At 39.0% G+C, this 14861-nt stretch carries 22 protein-coding genes; 14 read left to right on the forward strand and 8 right to left on the reverse strand.

The genetic code is table 11. The features are described from left to right. The first annotated feature begins 30 nt into the window (after positions 1-30). A complete protein-coding gene (locus M3206_RS11795; RefSeq protein WP_251312727.1) occupies positions 31-618 on the forward strand; it encodes a GDSL-type esterase/lipase family protein in 588 nt (195 codons plus the stop codon). Between the two features lie 25 nt (positions 619-643). Here M3206_RS11795 and M3206_RS19085 read toward each other — a convergent pair whose 3' ends face one another. The 3 genes from M3206_RS19085 to M3206_RS11810 all read right to left on the reverse strand — a co-directional run bounded on the left by M3206_RS19085 (position 644) and on the right by M3206_RS11810 (position 2091). Further along, entirely contained in the window at positions 644-997 is a 354-nt protein-coding gene (locus M3206_RS19085; protein WP_349774012.1) for a DUF3813 domain-containing protein, read from the reverse strand. Between the two features lie 2 nt (positions 998-999). Further along, positions 1000-1143, reverse strand: a complete 144-nt coding sequence (locus M3206_RS11805; RefSeq protein ID WP_251312728.1) for a hypothetical protein — start codon at positions 1141-1143, stop codon at positions 1000-1002. Between the two features lie 135 nt (positions 1144-1278). Beyond that, positions 1279-2091 (reverse strand): Cof-type HAD-IIB family hydrolase, encoded by an 813-nt coding sequence (locus M3206_RS11810; RefSeq protein WP_251312729.1) that lies wholly within the window; start codon positions 2089-2091, stop codon positions 1279-1281. Positions 2092-2229: 138 nt separating this feature from the next. Between M3206_RS11810 and M3206_RS11815 the strand changes: the two genes are divergently transcribed. Continuing rightward, positions 2230-3006, forward strand: coding sequence for a prolyl oligopeptidase family serine peptidase (locus M3206_RS11815; RefSeq protein WP_251312730.1), 777 nt, complete (start codon positions 2230-2232; stop codon positions 3004-3006). Positions 3007-3011: 5 nt separating this feature from the next. Here M3206_RS11815 and M3206_RS11820 read toward each other — a convergent pair whose 3' ends face one another. After that, positions 3012-3203: a hypothetical protein gene (locus M3206_RS11820; RefSeq protein ID WP_077361738.1), complete on the reverse strand. Its 192-nt coding sequence runs from the start codon at positions 3201-3203 to the stop codon at positions 3012-3014. Between the two features lie 101 nt (positions 3204-3304). Here M3206_RS11820 and M3206_RS11825 point away from each other — a divergent pair, with 101 nt between their 5' ends. From M3206_RS11825 to moaD, 4 genes are read left to right on the forward strand one after another with little or no spacing between them, the layout of a single operon-like run. Continuing rightward, positions 3305-4627 carry a molybdopterin molybdotransferase MoeA gene (locus tag M3206_RS11825; protein ID WP_285876938.1) on the forward strand — a complete coding sequence of 441 codons (1323 nt, stop codon included), beginning with the start codon at positions 3305-3307 and terminating at the stop codon, positions 4625-4627. Continuing rightward, positions 4564-5088 carry a molybdopterin-guanine dinucleotide biosynthesis protein B gene (gene mobB / locus M3206_RS11830; protein ID WP_251312731.1) on the forward strand — a complete coding sequence of 175 codons (525 nt, stop codon included), beginning with the start codon at positions 4564-4566 and terminating at the stop codon, positions 5086-5088. Before M3206_RS11825 ends, mobB begins: the two co-directional genes overlap by 64 nt. Before the next feature lie 7 nt (positions 5089-5095). Next, positions 5096-5551 carry a molybdenum cofactor biosynthesis protein MoaE gene (locus M3206_RS11835; protein ID WP_285876948.1) on the forward strand — a complete coding sequence of 152 codons (456 nt, stop codon included), beginning with the start codon at positions 5096-5098 and terminating at the stop codon, positions 5549-5551. Beyond that, complete coding sequence (moaD, locus tag M3206_RS11840) at positions 5552-5791, forward strand: molybdopterin converting factor subunit 1 (protein ID WP_251312733.1); 240 nt, start codon at positions 5552-5554, stop codon at positions 5789-5791. Between the two features lie 22 nt (positions 5792-5813). Here the strand turns inward: moaD and M3206_RS11845 are convergent, their stop codons facing one another. Then, positions 5814-5957 carry a hypothetical protein gene (locus M3206_RS11845; RefSeq protein ID WP_251312734.1) on the reverse strand — a complete coding sequence of 48 codons (144 nt, stop codon included), beginning with the start codon at positions 5955-5957 and terminating at the stop codon, positions 5814-5816. A gap of 677 nt (positions 5958-6634) precedes the next feature. Between M3206_RS11845 and M3206_RS11850 the strand changes: the two genes are divergently transcribed. Together M3206_RS11850 and M3206_RS11855 are read left to right on the forward strand one after the other, a co-directional pair. Next, positions 6635-6952, forward strand: coding sequence for a hypothetical protein (locus M3206_RS11850; protein WP_251312735.1), 318 nt, complete (start codon positions 6635-6637; stop codon positions 6950-6952). A 91-nt stretch (positions 6953-7043) separates the two neighbouring features. Next, a complete protein-coding gene (locus M3206_RS11855; protein WP_251312736.1) occupies positions 7044-7223 on the forward strand; it encodes a YjzC family protein in 180 nt (59 codons plus the stop codon). Between the two features lie 52 nt (positions 7224-7275). Here the strand turns inward: M3206_RS11855 and M3206_RS11860 are convergent, their stop codons facing one another. After that, positions 7276-7455, reverse strand: coding sequence for a YjzD family protein (locus tag M3206_RS11860; protein WP_251312737.1), 180 nt, complete (start codon positions 7453-7455; stop codon positions 7276-7278). Between the two features lie 421 nt (positions 7456-7876). Between M3206_RS11860 and M3206_RS19090 the strand changes: the two genes are divergently transcribed. The 3 genes from M3206_RS19090 (at position 7877) to M3206_RS11875 (ending at position 9955) form a co-directional block, all read left to right on the forward strand. Next, positions 7877-8617, forward strand: coding sequence for a serine aminopeptidase domain-containing protein (locus M3206_RS19090; protein WP_251312738.1), 741 nt, complete (start codon positions 7877-7879; stop codon positions 8615-8617). 120 nt (positions 8618-8737) lie between these two features. Further along, entirely contained in the window at positions 8738-9634 is an 897-nt protein-coding gene (locus M3206_RS11870) for an NAD-dependent epimerase/dehydratase family protein (RefSeq protein ID WP_251312739.1), read from the forward strand. Between the two features lie 141 nt (positions 9635-9775). Further along, entirely contained in the window at positions 9776-9955 is a 180-nt protein-coding gene (locus M3206_RS11875) for a ComZ family protein (protein ID WP_251312740.1), read from the forward strand. A gap of 42 nt (positions 9956-9997) precedes the next feature. Here the strand turns inward: M3206_RS11875 and M3206_RS11880 are convergent, their stop codons facing one another. After that, entirely contained in the window at positions 9998-10309 is a 312-nt protein-coding gene (locus tag M3206_RS11880; RefSeq protein WP_251312741.1) for a YppG family protein, read from the reverse strand. 213 nt (positions 10310-10522) lie between these two features. On the opposite strand from M3206_RS11880, the gene M3206_RS11885 reads away from it, so the two are divergent. From M3206_RS11885 to M3206_RS11895, 3 genes are all read left to right on the forward strand, one after another. Continuing rightward, on the forward strand, positions 10523-11455 hold the full coding sequence (locus M3206_RS11885; RefSeq protein ID WP_251312742.1) for a beta-ketoacyl-ACP synthase III: 933 nt from the start codon (positions 10523-10525) through the stop codon (positions 11453-11455). A gap of 41 nt (positions 11456-11496) precedes the next feature. Further along, positions 11497-12735 (forward strand): beta-ketoacyl-ACP synthase II, encoded by a 1239-nt coding sequence (gene fabF / locus M3206_RS11890; protein WP_285876939.1) that lies wholly within the window; start codon positions 11497-11499, stop codon positions 12733-12735. Between the two features lie 137 nt (positions 12736-12872). Then, positions 12873-13619, forward strand: a complete 747-nt coding sequence (locus M3206_RS11895) for a YjbA family protein (RefSeq protein ID WP_251312743.1) — start codon at positions 12873-12875, stop codon at positions 13617-13619. A gap of 213 nt (positions 13620-13832) precedes the next feature. Here the strand turns inward: M3206_RS11895 and trpS are convergent, their stop codons facing one another. After that, complete coding sequence (gene trpS, locus M3206_RS11900; RefSeq protein ID WP_251312744.1) at positions 13833-14822, reverse strand: tryptophan--tRNA ligase; 990 nt, start codon at positions 14820-14822, stop codon at positions 13833-13835. Between the last annotated feature and the right edge of the window lie 39 nt (positions 14823-14861).

A 14861-nucleotide genomic window follows, 5' to 3' on the forward strand; every position in this document is an offset into this window, starting at 1 on the left:
ACACATTCAATTAAAAGGAGGTGGGTGGGATTGAAGACTCTTGTTTGTTTTGGGGACAGCATAACCTCGAAAGAAAAGAGTGAAGACGGTTCATTGCGTTTAACATCCCGTTTAAGACAAGAATTAACGGAATGGGTAGTGATGAACGCTGGTATACCTGCGGAAACAACAAGGGCAGCCTTGGTCAGACTTCAAGATGATGTTTTGCGGCATCATCCCGATATTGTAACTATCCTGTTTGGCGCAAATGATTCAAGTGACCACAGACTCATTCCTTTAAAAGAATACGAAAATAACCTCACATATATGGTAAATAAAATTGGTGCAAAAAAAGTAATCCTGATTAGCCCTGCACCTGTTTTTGAAGAAAAACAAAAAGCGAGAACGAACGAAAGAATGCAAACTTATGCTCAGACTGTAAAAAAAGTCGCAAAGCATGAAGGAACGGCATATGTTCCGCTTTTTGAAATACTTAATGAAATGGAAATCGAAAAGTTTGTGATCGATGACGGTCTTCATTTTAATCAATATGGATATGAAGAATTAAGTGATCTTGTTTTAAAAACAATTAAAACGCTAAGCACTATATCATTTCCAAAAAAACAGCTTTCTCTGTAAAAGGAGAAAGCTGTTTATCGTAGTACTACTGCAATTTGTTTTGATCTGAACCATCTTCTAGAAGATTTTGAGCATCTTCCAAGCTTAAGCCTGTCGCTTGAGAGAAAGAAGGAGGTTGCCCATTTTGCCCTTTTTGATTAGAAGTTTCCGTATGATTTGAATGTGCATCAAGTTCCTGCTGAAGTTCAGCGAGCTGAGCACGTTCTGCGTCAGAAGAATTCGCCATGGCTGAGGATAAAGCATTCTGAGCAATTTCCATATCATGACCAGAAAGGTTCGTATGTGATGTATGGTTATTCATCTCATGAGGTGAATGTTGAAACTTTCCTACAGCCTGTTGAACAGCATTTCTAGCCATTTGGAATAATTTATTTGCCATCGTTATATGCCTCCTAAAGAGTTTCTTTCTTCTTTTGCCCGCTTGCGGTCTTCTTGTTCATTTTTGCTGAATGCCATGGTTGTTTCTTGACTTACCATATCAGCACCTTGTTTGATCGTTCGTTTTGATCGGCTTTTTTTACTCATTAAATATACCTCCTTTTTCTCCCGTAGGATTAGTTTTAACCGTGAAGGAGACATTATGTAAAAAGAAGATGAAACAGCCTATAAAAGAAATGGAAAAATAAAAAACCTCTGGAATTCCAGAAGTTTTATGTGTAATCAAACTAGCTTTAATACATTTTTCAAATAATGTGCAATTCCTTCTTCTTCATTTGTTTTCGTAACATAATCTGCCCGCTCTTTAAGTTCATCAATAGCATTGCCCATTGCTACTCCGTGTCCTGCGTATTCGATCATTTCAAAGTCATTGTCTTCATCACCAAAAGCAACGATACGTTCTTGTGGAATATTATAATAAGCGGCAACTTTTTCAAGTCCTTTTGCCTTATTTATTCCTGAACGGATCACTTCGATAATGTTCCATGGAGCTGCCCAAATACGCTGATCAACAACTTCTGCATGTTCTTTTTTCAGCATTTTTCGTAAATCACCAATGTGATGATCTTCCGGATGTACTAAAATGGCGGTTGGGTCCTCGGTTAAAGTCTTTTGAAGATCCCCGATTTGTAGAGGATTTTCGTTCATGATGAACGTATTTACAATTACTTCATCGTGTTTTCTTAAATACACATCATCAAGAACTTCCACCATGATGTTTTTTACCTTGAAGGTCTCACATGCTTTAATGATTCTTTGTGCAACATCGAGTTCCAAAGGTGAATGATGAATGCCGAAAGAGGCATCATGTGGATGATGGACAAAAGCACCGTTAAAATTTACGATCGGCGTTTTTAGATCAAGCTCTTCATAGTACATGTTTGATGATCGAAATGGTCTGCCCGTTGAAATGCAGACGTGGTGGCCTTTTTCAATTAGTTCAAAAAGCAATGCCTTTGTCTTGCGGGGAATTTTCTTTTCAGCTGTCAATAAAGTTCCATCAAGATCAAGTGCGATTAAGTATGGTTGTGTCACAAAAGTACCTGCCTTTTTATATGCTTTAGGTAGAGTGTAATATTTTTCCTTGAAAAAGTCTATGGATACAGGTCTTCATTCATGAAAAGGAAGCTTGTCTCATGATAAGATGGAAAAAAAGAGAAAGAGGAGATACATTTGGTTTCAATTCAGAACGGAATGATTGGGAATATTCCTTTCCTTATGGCTGAAAAAGAAGAAAATAAGGGAATGCCATTGCCACTCTTTATTTTTATACATGGTTTTACAAGTGCAAAGGAACACAATCTGCATTTTGCCTATACACTTGCTGAAAAAGGCCTTCGTGTTATTCTGCCAGATGCTCTTCACCATGGTAATCGAATTTTACCAAACCCTCCAAAAGTAGTGGAATATGAATTTTGGAATATCGTGCATCAAGGTATTAGAGACGTTGATGCAATCATCGATTGGGCAGAGGAAAATAACCTCGTTACTGATGGAGAGGTCGCGGTTGGCGGAACTTCCATGGGAGCTATCATCACGTATGGTTCGCTTGTAAACAACCAGGATATTAAAGCAGGATGCGCATTGATGGGAACGCCTTCTCTTGAGGCATTTGCAAGATGGCAAATTGAAAGGATTGAAAAGGCTGGGCATAAGCTGCCTCTTTCAATAGAAGAAATTGAACATTCATACGAAATCATCAGTAAATTTGATCTCGTGCAAAATATGGATCAGTTAAATAACCGTCCATTATTCATCTGGCATAGTGAGGTCGATGCTGTGATACCATATGAATTTGCAAAACCTTATGTGGACTCTCTAACCCAACATAATAAGCGATCTGTATACATGAATGATAAGTTATCGGGTCATAAAGTCTCGCGTGCAGCTTATCTAAACGCAGTTGAATGGATCGCTCAAAATATAAAAGCAAAAAAAGAAACGGTGTAACCTGGTTACCCCGTTTCTTCTAACTTAAGGCGATATGTTCTTTTTGGCTGATACATATGATCAATTTCGTCTATTTGCTTTTGAAGAGAGTGCATGATACGGAGTGTCCAAACACCTTTCTCATTAAATTCTTCTGGGATGTCGGTAATGGTTACTTTATTGCCGCTTCGGTGGTAATATTCATAAGAAACCTTCATAAATCAACATCCTTTCTATAATTTAAAGAAATAATACCAAATATAGTCCAAAAAGTAAACTGAAAAGTGTTTATATTCTGATAATTTAAGGAGGATCTGTTTTGCCTGTTGTAAAAAGAAATCCGATACCCGTTTCAGACGCAGTAAAAAAGATCATGGAACATACCTCTCTATGGGGAACCGAGGAAGTTCCGCTAACAGAAGCGGATGACCGAATCCTGGCAGATGACCTTTCTGCTACACATGATGTGCCCCCATTTAACCGTTCACCTTATGATGGCTTTGCTATTCTGTCAAAAGATACTGCAGAAGCATCAGAAACCCATCCTGCTAAACTTCATGTTTTAGAAACGATAGGTGCAGGGCAAGTTGCTGTTAATCAAGTAAAAAGCGGAGCAGCTATAAGAATCATGACGGGTGCACAAATACCGAACGGCGCAGATGCTGTAATCATGCTTGAACTAGTTAAAGAGATGGATGAACACGGAGAATCTTATATCGAAATCAAGCGCAACGTTAAATCAAACGATAATATATCATTTCAAGGCGAAGATACAAAAAAAGGAACATTGTTAGCAGAAACCGGAAATCGGATCACGCCCGGTTTGATCGCGGTTCTTGCAACGTTCGGGTATCATACGGTCAATGTCTTTAAAAAGCCTATTGTTGGAATTTTATCAACAGGAACCGAACTACTTGATATCAAAGAACCCTTACAGCCCGGTAAAATCCGAAACAGCAATGCTTATATGGTGGCTGCGCAAGTAAGAGCAATGGGTGCAAAAGTCAACATGTATCAGCATCGGGAAGATGACTTTGAATCCCTTTATGAGAATGTTAAAGAATGCTTAAAAGAATCTGATCTTTTAATCACGACAGGGGGAGTATCTGTTGGGGATTATGATTTTCTTCCGGCCATTTATGAAAAACTGGGAGCTCATGTATTATTTAATAAGGTTGCCATGAGACCAGGTAGTGTGACAACGGTTGCTGTTCATGAGGGGAAATGGCTATTTGGTCTTTCAGGTAATCCTTCAGCCTGCTTCGTTGGATGTGAGCTTTTTGTTAGACCTGTTGTACAATCCGGTATGAAAGTAAGGAAACCGCATTGTAAAGCTGTAAAGGCGGTTCTTGGTGCTGATTTTCCAAAGGCTAATCCATTTACACGTTTCGTAAGAGCTGTTTTGACAGAAGGGGTTGAAGGAAACGTAGTAACTCCGGCGGGACTTGATAAATCAGGATCGGTCTCTTCACTTCTGGCAGCGAACGCATTTATTGTACTTCCAGGCGGGACAAGAGGCTGGGAAAAAGAAAGCGAGGTTGGCGTTCTGACTTGGAATGGCGAAGGGAGTGAGTGGCCATGGGATTCCCCGTTATTCTTCAAGTCGCAGGCTACCAGAACAGCGGAAAAACAACAGTCATAACGAAACTGCTAAAAGAGCTGACAAAGAAAAAAATAAAAACTGCCGTAATAAAGCATCATGGGCATAGTGACGTACTTAATCTTAACGATGCTGGAAAAGATACAGAAAAGCATAGAGAAGCAGGAGCCTTCATTACAGGTATTTCTTCTAAAGGAGGCACCATTTTTTCGATGAACGATGAATTGCCTTTAGAAAAGACAATTGAAGTTTATAAAGCTTTAGATATTGAGTGCGTATTAATTGAAGGATATAAACAAATTCAGTATCCAAGGGTCCTGCTTTGCCGGAACTCCGATGACAGTGACTTAATAAATAAATCAAATGAACTTATCGCTATCATCAATAGAGATCAATTAATGAACCAACCTAGTGTTCCACAATTTATAAGATCCGAAGAAACAGAGTGGATCAAATTTATGATGGAATATCTAACAAGCCGGGTTAATGAGGAGAGGGCATAACATGAAAATGTTTACTATCACACAAAAACCAATCATTAATCAAGACGTTATTGATAAAGTGATTCATCACAACGCAGGGGCAGTATCCGTTTTTATTGGTACGGTTAGGGAAATGACCGGTGAAAAACAGACGCGGTATCTGGAATATGAAGCATATGTACCTATGGCGGAAAAGCAACTCGAAAAAATTGGAGATGAGATTCATAAAAAGTGGCCGAACGCTATAGTGGCCATCACACATAGGATTGGAACACTTCAGATCTCTGATGTTGCCGTAACGATCGCTGTTTCAACTCCTCACAGACAGGATGCCTTTGAAGCCAGCCGGTATGCGATCGAACGAATTAAAGAAATCGTGCCAATCTGGAAAAAAGAGCATTACACGGATGGGGAAGAATGGGTAGGAAATCAACAAGGCACAAAAACGTATCCAGAAGGTCATCCAGAAGGGATTGAAAAATAGATGGTACAAATATTGCTCTTCGCAAGTCTCGCCCAACAAGCGGGTACTCAAAGCGTTTCATGGAAAATAGAGTCTCCTGTTACAGTGGGACAAGTTAGAGGTTACCTTCAAGACCATGTCGGGGAACTTCCAGGAATCGAAAATGCGCTCGTAGCCGTAAATGAAGAATATGCTGATCAAGAAGTTGAGATCAAAAATGGAGATACAGTTGCTTTTATACCTCCTGTAAGCGGAGGTTGAAAAAGAAGGAATGTAACGAAGATTATTCGTTGGATTCCTTTTTTTCTTCTTTAATACATGAAAAACAATAAAGTTTTCCTGATGGTGAGATTTCACCTTGAAAAAATCCATCCATACAATATAAATCTTTTTTACAGCTCTCACAAGGTCCAACATATTCTTTCATTTGTTTCGCCTCCGTTTTATTCAGTTTGACTTCTTCATGCGCGGCATCGAAGTTACAAGTTGTTTTTAACCTGCTGATAAATTTTTTTCATACCTCTGGTTTATCTTTTTAATGATCGCAAAGGTGAATAGCGTGTAGCTCCCAGAAAAACAGCCCCTTTCTTCTAACTAACTCATGTAAGGTTAGTTTAATGGGCTGCCTTTTACAAAGTTCACACATACTTTTCTCCATAAGATATTCAAACCCTTTTCCAATGTCGGTTACGTGAAACGTCTTTGATTTCCTGTTCCGGATACATGTTTTCCGAGTTGCTTACGTTGAAATTCTTGCTCTCTGAGTGTTTTAAGGTGTCAACCTTCACCCTGATTGTACGAGTCTAACACCTGGGGAGGTATTTATTGCGGAGAATCCCACGTTAATTCAAGAAATCCCACGTTAATTGGATTTTTTCCTGCGTTAAATTAAATAATCCCACGTAAAATGAAAAATAACCACAAGTCGACAATCCGCGACAAATTTAACGATTCCCGGCCTGATAAAATTCTCAACTTTTATCCTTTCCTCAGGTTTTTACATCTTACGAAATGAATTAAAAAGTAGAAATTATTGTGTCTAAACGGGACAAAAGAACCAACTTCTTTTTCTTTGAATAGGATAAGTTAAAAGGAGGGCGTGTGATGTTTCGAAATCAATTTGAAGGACAGAATCCCATTCAGCAGGCACTTGGTATAAATAGAAATCCATTTAAAAAGATATATAAATCATGCTTAAAAAGCAGAAATCAGCATGTACAGTTGATGCTCATTGATGGAATGGTCTACTCAGGGTTTATTGAGCATGTCGATCAGCAGAATGTTTACTTTGCGATTCCCTATGTGGAAAACAAACCAAACCAATCCCGAAATAACCAGGCTCAATATAATGTTGCCGGTTATCAATTATACCGATGTATGTTTCCGCTGCAGGCAGTGGCGGGAGTTACAGGAGTATTCTAGTCCCTAATTTTAGCATGTGAACCTTTTCTTTTTTTTAGCAAGTGTTATCACGCAAACCGCGGGTAACCTATAAAAGAAAGGAGGTTCATAAATGGGACAGCGCAGGCATTTTACACACGGTCAAAAAGCTCCAAATAACGGTATTTATGTTGAAATTGGCGAGACTGGAAGCATGGTCAATGATCCTCAGCAAATTCATTTGTCAGCAGGTGACCGGTTTCCGGAGACAACAAACCACAATCGTGTATGGACATATAAAAGAAAACCTTAACATAAACAGACAAAATAAAATAAAAACCCGGCATCCCGCCGGGTTTTCATTTTTATATCTCTTCGCTTTTTGCAGGCAAGATCTCACCAAGTACTGAGATCACGACAGTAAAGATTATACCGAAAATTGATGCTTTAACAAAATCGAATGTTCCGCCTTGCATAGAGACTAATACATAAAAAATCATATTACTTAACAATAAAGACCAGATTAACGTCCAAATATAACGCATGCTACATTCACCTCTTTATGTAAACGAATTCTTTACCCTTCTGTATAGTAACAAAAGTTTAGGAAAAGGAAAAGATTCTTATTAGAATTTATCATTTGGCAAGGCAAGAAAAGCAAAAATTTTCATAAAATGTTCATGCTTAACAGGATTGACTCACATATATAAAGAAAGGAATACGTATACAGACTATTGCTGACACTTTGAATAGACTTTTAAAGAGGAGGCTATATTTATGGAACAAAAATGGGAAGAGTTGAAAGCCCTGGAAGAACAAGATGAGAAGAACCTTACTCCGGAAGGAAAAGAGACTCTTGAACAGCTGAAAAAAGAACTCAATTCCTAAAAACATAGGCAGATAACTTTAGCTATTTTTTTGCCCCTGCATACATTAGTTAAGAAAAGCTAATGTGAGGGGAGAAATGTGAGTATCGATAAACGCACTTTCCAAATAGACAATCAATGGAATATTATCCATCTGCCAGAGCGCCCAAATGGATTTGCGGTTATGATCATCGGTGATTGCAATCATTACGTTGACGCTCATACCAGTCTCTGGAAACAAAGCACTGAACGCGCCCATCTAATTCAATCCCTCAAAGAACAAGGCTATACGATTTTTTATTCGAACTTATATGGACGGAATTGGGGAAGTCCCAACGCTGTAACGCTTGCTAAAAGGCTTTACCATTATGTGATGAAACATGAAATATTAAATCCAAACATCCATATCATTGCAGAAGGCATGGGAACGCTGGTCGCCCTGCGGTTAATGGAAGAAATGGAACCTCAAATTCGCTCAGCTGTCTTTATCAATCCTTGTTTTGACTTGAAACATCACTTTAACCACGAAAGGCAAAACCGCCTTTTCTATAAGCGGTTAGTGAGGGAAATAAGTGCGGCGTATCAAATAGAAGTACGTAAAGTCGCTTCTCTTATTGATCAACTGCCAGATGTAAAAGATTTACATGCCAAAACACCTGTAAAAATCTGGCATGCTGCAAGAGGAGTTTCCTTCAACTTTCGAGACCATAGCCGTAAATATGAAAAGAGAAGACTCGAAATCCAGGCGCCTATAACGCTTTTAATACATGTACCAGAAAATACAATGAATCCTGCTAGAGCCTTCAGGGAATTTTTTAGAGAAAATGAAAAAGTGCTTTAACCCCATTGTTTCTTTTATTTGAAAACAAATGGGGTTTTTAAATGGGAAAAAAAGTATCGTAATTTAGGCTTCTCTCCCATAGGATAATAAGAAGAGAAAAACGAAACTGGAGGCTCATACATGAAAAAGGCACTTGTTACAGGGGCAGCAGGGTTTATCGGTTTTCATTTGTGCAGCCGATTATTAGATGAAGAAGTGGATGTCGTAGGAATCGATATGGCTGAGTCGCCAGACCGTATCGATTTTATTGCACGACATGCAGGATTTCAATATCTCCCACAAAATATTAATGAAGCAGATCTAAAGCCGTATACAAAAGACTGTGATGTAATCTTTCATCTTGCTTGTTCAATTAAACCTGATGCACCGTGGGCCAATATTGAAGAGGAAGTTCAAAGGCATGTTTCTATTCTGAAGAAAGTCGCTTCATTTGCCAATCCAGGTACCAAACTCATATATGTTTCTTCTTATGATGTTTATGGAAAAAGACATGGAGATGTAATTGAAAATTCTCCTAAGAATCCTGAAACGCTTTTTGGCCTAATAAAATTAACCGAGGAAAATATGATTAAACAATTAGCTGAAGAAAATGATTTTCCTTATGTCATAATGCGTTTGCCTACCGTCTACGGACCAGGACAGCCAGAACATCATACTTATCAGCAAGTGATATCCCAAGAGGATGAGAGGCAAGAACAAATTTCAAAAGATACCGTAACGGAAGATGTATTATTTGTAGAAGATGCGGCGGAAGCATTGTTCTTAGCAGGAAAAGCGCCTGCTAAAAATGAAATTTACAATATTTCTAGCGGTAAACCCAACCATTGGCTTGAGGGTCTTACTGAATTAAAAGCAGAAAAGCTGACGTTCACAGAGAAAAGAAAAATGCGAATTAAGGGAGAGAAAGCTGAGCAAGAACTCGGCTTTCGGGCAAAAACCAAAATCAAAGAAGGTATACAAAGACAGATCATGCATTTTAAAAATAAGAAAACCAAGCCGAACTCTAATGAAATCTAACTATAAGGTGGCCAGACGTTTAAGAAGTCTGTGCTACTTTTTTTGTTTCAGTCTATAAAAAAGTTTCTTGGATCCTTTTTTTTCTTTATAATAGTTTGGGGACTCTTTCTCCATGTAACAGAATGAGGAGGCTTTATAACGATGAACAACGAACTTAACATGAAATTTATGCAGATTGCGATGTCTCATATGCCTGAGGCAAAAGCTTTTTTAGAAGAAAAAGGAATTGAACTGGGAATGGAAGACATTCAACCGATGCTCCAGCTTTTATTAAACGTCATGAATGACGCTTATGAACTCGGTAAAGAAGAAAACCAATAAGCTATGTAAGCAAAAAGCCAACCTGAGCGGGTTGGCTTTTTTTTACTTCTTTTTAAACGCGGAGAATATAGGTGATATCTGCTGAGCAACTTTAACAGATTGATCAATTACTGCAAAAATCTTATTGTAGTCCAGAGATCCTTCCTGCGTTCTGAAAGAATGTAAAAATGGGCGCGGTGGAAACGGCGGCTGAAACTGTGGTGCAGGCATTCCTCTAAAACCAGGCCCGCCAAAGCCTTGTGGAGGCATTCCCTGTCTCATATGAAGAGGATACTGCTGCCCATGGTTCATCGGATAACGTCCAGGAAACTGCGGAGGATACATCGGCTGTTGTTGATGCAGAGGATTGTGCATTTTGAACCACTCCTAATATCAATTTCACCAAACTTACATTTTTCTTCCTTACAGGATATGCCCTAAGCCCTTTATTGGTGAAAGAAAACAACTTAAACTAGACAAAATCGCGAATTTGACATAAAATTAGTACCAGGTCATAATATTTGATGTTAATTTGTAGGGAAAGCTATAACAATATTTTTAAAACTATAAAAACAAAGGGGTAATGTTATGAATGCAGGAATCATTGGGATGGGCAGCTATATCCCTGAAAAAATTCTGGCGAACTCCGATCTTGAAAAAATGGTAGATACGAATGATGAGTGGATTCGAACTCGTACCGGAATCGTAGAACGCAGAATTGCAGCAGACAATGTAACAACTTCACATATGGCAAGGCATGCTGCTGAAGAAGCCTTGAAAGAAGCAGGTTTAACAGGAGAAGACCTCGACATGATCATCGTCGCAACCGTAACTCCTGACAATCCATTTCCTTCCGTAGCTTGTCAGCTTCAAGATTATTTAGGTGCCAAGCATGCAGTGGCAATGGATGTCAGTGCTGCATGTGCAGGATTTATCTATGGAACAGTAGTAGCCAAACAGTTTATTGAATCGGGCACATACAAAAACGTACTCGTTGTTGGAGCTGAAAAACTATCTAAAATTACGGATTGGGATGACCGCAATACGGCAGTATTGTTCGGTGACGGTGCAGGTGCAGCAATCTTGGCACCCGTAAGCGAAGGAAGAGGGATCCTTTCATTTGAATTAGGTTCTGATGGAACAGGTGCAAAGCATTTATACCAAGATGAATTTATTCGTATGAATGGAAGAGAAGTTTTTAAATTCGCTGTAAGACAGATGGGAGAATCATCTCTAAGTGTCGTTCAAAAAGCTGGTCTTTCAAAAGAAGACGTAGACTTTTTGATTCCTCACCAGGCAAATATTAGAATTATGGAAGCTTCCAGAGAAAGACTTGAACTTCCGAAAGATAAAATGATCGTAACGATTGATCAATTTGGCAATACATCTTCAGCTTCTATTCCAATGGCACTAAAAGAAGCATTAAAAGATGGTAAGATAAAAGAAGATCATACAATCGTACTTGTTGGATTTGGTGGAGGCTTAACATGGGGTGCACTAGCCATTCGATGGGGCAGATAAGCTGAATTTAACATACCTGATAAAGGAGAGTAGGTTTTATCATGAAAAAAAGAGTAGTCGTAACGGGTTTAGGAGCTATAACTCCTCTTGGAAATAGTGTTGAAGAAACATGGAAAAAGATTTTAGAAGGACAGAGTGGGGTTGGACCGTTAACGAGAAGAAATCCAGAAAAGTTTCCTGTAAAAGTTGCTGCGGAAGCTACGGAGTTTGATCCAACAGCTTTTATGGATAAACGGGATGCTCGCAGAATGGATCGTTTTACACAATTTGCTGTAGCGGCATCACTTATGGCCGTTAAAGATGCAAACTTGGAAATCACCGAAGACATCGCACCTCGTGTGGGTGTTTGGATTGGTTCAGGTATCGGTGGAATGGATACACATGAAGAGCAGTTTAGAATTTTTGAAGAGAAAGGTGTTCGTCGTGTTAGTCCTTTCTTTGTACCAATGATGATTCCTGATATGGCTTCAGGTCAGGTTTCTATTGCAATCGGTGCACAAGGAATGAACTCTTGTACAGTAACTGCATGTGCATCAGGTGCAAACTCTATCGGAGATGCGTTCAAGGTGATTCAGCGTGGAGATGCTGATGTTATGGTAACAGGCGGAACGGAAGCCCCTATTACAGATATGGCATTAGCAGGCTTTTGTCAGGCTGGTGCACTTTCAACAAATCCAGATCCGAATACAGCTAGCCGTCCATTCGATAAGAACCGCAGTGGATTTATTATCGGAGAAGGTGCTGGTATTCTCATTCTTGAAGAATACGAATTTGCTAAAAAGCGCGGAGCAAAAATCTATGCAGAAATCGTTGGATATGGTGCAACTGGAGATGCCTATCATATCACGCAGCCGGCTCCTGGAGGAGAAGGCGGTGCACGTGCAATGAGACAAGCCGTTGAAGACAGCGGTCTTGCTGTTGAGGATATCTCTTACATTAATGCACATGGAACAAGTACTGATTTTAATGATAAATTCGAAACGGCTGCCATTAAAGCTGTCTTTAATGAGCAAGCCTATAAGATTCCTGTAAGTTCTACTAAATCAATGACAGGACATCTGCTTGGTGCTGCAGGCGGCATTGAAGCTATTTTCTCAGTAAAAGCGATTCAGGAAAGCATCCTGCCTCCAACCATCAACTATGAAACACCTGATGAGGAATGCGATCTTGATTATGTTCCTAATCAAGCAAGACAAGCCGAAGTGAAAGCTGTACTAAGCAATTCACTAGGTTTTGGCGGACATAATGCGTCTCTTGTGTTCAAAAAAATAGAAGAATAATGAATAAAAACCCCGTTTCTATAGAGGAAACGGGGTTCTATTTTTCAATTTGCGAATTCCCTTATTTTAGAATAAAAAGGACAACCTCTGACTATACTGATTTTAAATACAAATCGGTAAAAAAGTGAGGGGTACAAATGTTATACTTACGTGATGTTTGGGTCAACTGGTTTGAAGGAGAAGAGAATGGATATAACGTTTGTGAGTTTCATGAATGGAGAAAAGATGACTATATTGAACTCCTAGATCAAGTACCAATTCTAAAGGTTGAATCAACGCTTTTTCATTACATCGAAAATGATTTAAACGATCTTCCAGATGCCTTATTAGAAGAAGTGCATCAAAAAGCATATGTCAGAAAAAACAACCAGCGCGTACAGCTCGAACATTGCTTTATCATTACGGATGAGAAAAAATCGTTGATTGTAGATACAATGGGTTATAGAATTCCGATCAGAAAAAGCAGACTCATTCCAAGACAAGAACAGCTTGTTTTTGAAATGGCAGAGCAAACCGAAACAAAAGTTTACACATTCAGCGAAAAACAGATGAATAAAGAATATCATATCTTGTCACCTAATCCTGACAGCATGAGAGGGTTAACGAGAAAAGAAAGGCAGTTAAAACAACTTCTTTTTATGGCACTGGATCAACTCCATTCAACGAAAAATGTTGCTGAAATGAGGTATTGGTGCACGGAGTGGATGCCTGAGCAATACGGAAAAATTCAAAGAATGGATTTTGACGAAGCATGGGACGCACTATATTGCGAGTTAAAAAACGGATGGTCAAAGCAGCATGAAGATATGTGTGAAAGACTTGTAAAAGGACAACCCTACTTTGAAAAGATTTGGGAGCTTGAGAATGGAACTCAAGTAAACTAAAACGTGCTATCTAAGAGCGATTCTATTTCTTATCGAATGGAATCGTTCTTTTTAAATTCAAAAATTGCGTGATTAATAAGGCAAAACTAAAAGGCTTAAGTCCGGTACAATACCGGACTCAAGCCCATGAAGCTGCCTAATGAAATAACCAGTCTAACTTTTTGGGGTCACTTCAATTTTGGTCGTTTTACTTGGGTATATTTGATGTTAAGGTCAGATGCGTTTACGTGCTAATCCCATAGCGCGCTCAGCTTTGTTAAGAGTTTTGTTAGCAACACGGTTCGCTTTTTCTGCGCCTCGGTCGAGGATGGCATCCAATTCGTCCGTTTCTAAATATTCTTTATAGCGCTTTTGGATGGGCTTCAATGTATTGATGACTGCTTCAGCTACCCCTTCCTTGAATTCTCCATACCCTTTTCCTTCGTATTTTTCTACAAGAGATTTAATGCTTTCTCCTGTGAGCTGTGAATATATCGTCAACAAGTTAGAGATTCCTGGTTTCTTATCTTTATCGTATGCGACAACCCCATCAGAGTCAGTAGTCGCTCGTTTGATCTTCTTTAAAATAACCGATTCGTCATCGAGCATAGAGATAAAAGAATTTTGATTCGGATCTGATTTGCTCATCTTTTTCTCTGGATCCACAAGTGACATGATCCTCGCACCTTCAGAAGCTATTCGTGGTTCAGGAATAACGAACACTTCGCGGTATTTCTTATTGAAGCGTTCTGCGATATCACGAGTCAGCTCAATATGCTGTTTTTGGTCATCGCCAACAGGAACGATACTTGTGTTATATAAAAGAATATCTGCCGCCATCAATGGGGGATACGTTAATAAACCAGCAGAAACCGCTTCTTTTCCGGAAGACTTATCTTTGAATTGAGTCATACGCTCTAATTCACCGATGTAAGAAACACACTGCATCATCCATCCCATTTTTGTATGGGCAGGTACTTCTGATTGAATAAATATTGTGGATCGTTCTGGATCAATACCTGCTGCTAAATAAAGAGCAGCTAAATTCCGGCTGTTTCTTTTTAGTTCAACAGGGTCTTGAGGAACAGTGATCGCATGTTGGTTAACTACACAAAAATAACAGTCATGTTCATGCTGAAGCTCAACAAAGTGTCTCATAGCTCCAATATAATTGCCGATGGTTAAGTTACCGCTCGGCTGAATGCCTGAGAAGATTACAGACATGATTCATCTCTCCTTTTTCTTTAAAAATCAATATAAAAA

This window comes from Fictibacillus phosphorivorans, from assembly GCF_023715845.1.
GTDB lineage: Bacteria > Bacillota > Bacilli > Bacillales > Fictibacillaceae > Fictibacillus > Fictibacillus phosphorivorans_D.

Coding starts and splice junctions, on each gene's coding strand:
- M3206_RS11805 (WP_251312728.1), bottom strand. CDS start 1,143: ATGAGTAAAAAAAGCCGATCAAAACGAACGATCAAACAAGGTGCTGAT.
- M3206_RS11860 (WP_251312737.1), bottom strand. CDS start 7,455: ATGCGTTATATTTGGACGTTAATCTGGTCTTTATTGTTAAGTAATATG.
- M3206_RS11870 (WP_251312739.1), top strand. CDS start 8,738: ATGAAAAAGGCACTTGTTACAGGGGCAGCAGGGTTTATCGGTTTTCAT.
- M3206_RS11835 (WP_285876948.1), top strand. CDS start 5,096: ATGTTTACTATCACACAAAAACCAATCATTAATCAAGACGTTATTGAT.
- M3206_RS11880 (WP_251312741.1), bottom strand. CDS start 10,309: ATGCACAATCCTCTGCATCAACAACAGCCGATGTATCCTCCGCAGTTT.
- M3206_RS19085 (WP_349774012.1), bottom strand. CDS start 997: ATGGCAAATAAATTATTCCAAATGGCTAGAAATGCTGTTCAACAGGCT.
- trpS (WP_251312744.1), bottom strand. CDS start 14,822: ATGTCTGTAATCTTCTCAGGCATTCAGCCGAGCGGTAACTTAACCATC.
- M3206_RS11820 (WP_077361738.1), bottom strand. CDS start 3,203: ATGAAGGTTTCTTATGAATATTACCACCGAAGCGGCAATAAAGTAACC.
- moaD (WP_251312733.1), top strand. CDS start 5,552: ATGGTACAAATATTGCTCTTCGCAAGTCTCGCCCAACAAGCGGGTACT.
- M3206_RS11845 (WP_251312734.1), bottom strand. CDS start 5,957: ATGAAAGAATATGTTGGACCTTGTGAGAGCTGTAAAAAAGATTTATAT.
- M3206_RS11850 (WP_251312735.1), top strand. CDS start 6,635: ATGTTTCGAAATCAATTTGAAGGACAGAATCCCATTCAGCAGGCACTT.
- M3206_RS11855 (WP_251312736.1), top strand. CDS start 7,044: ATGGGACAGCGCAGGCATTTTACACACGGTCAAAAAGCTCCAAATAAC.
- fabF (WP_285876939.1), top strand. CDS start 11,497: ATGAAAAAAAGAGTAGTCGTAACGGGTTTAGGAGCTATAACTCCTCTT.
- mobB (WP_251312731.1), top strand. CDS start 4,564: ATGGGATTCCCCGTTATTCTTCAAGTCGCAGGCTACCAGAACAGCGGA.
- M3206_RS11895 (WP_251312743.1), top strand. CDS start 12,873: ATGTTATACTTACGTGATGTTTGGGTCAACTGGTTTGAAGGAGAAGAG.
- M3206_RS11875 (WP_251312740.1), top strand. CDS start 9,776: ATGAACAACGAACTTAACATGAAATTTATGCAGATTGCGATGTCTCAT.
- M3206_RS11885 (WP_251312742.1), top strand. CDS start 10,523: ATGAATGCAGGAATCATTGGGATGGGCAGCTATATCCCTGAAAAAATT.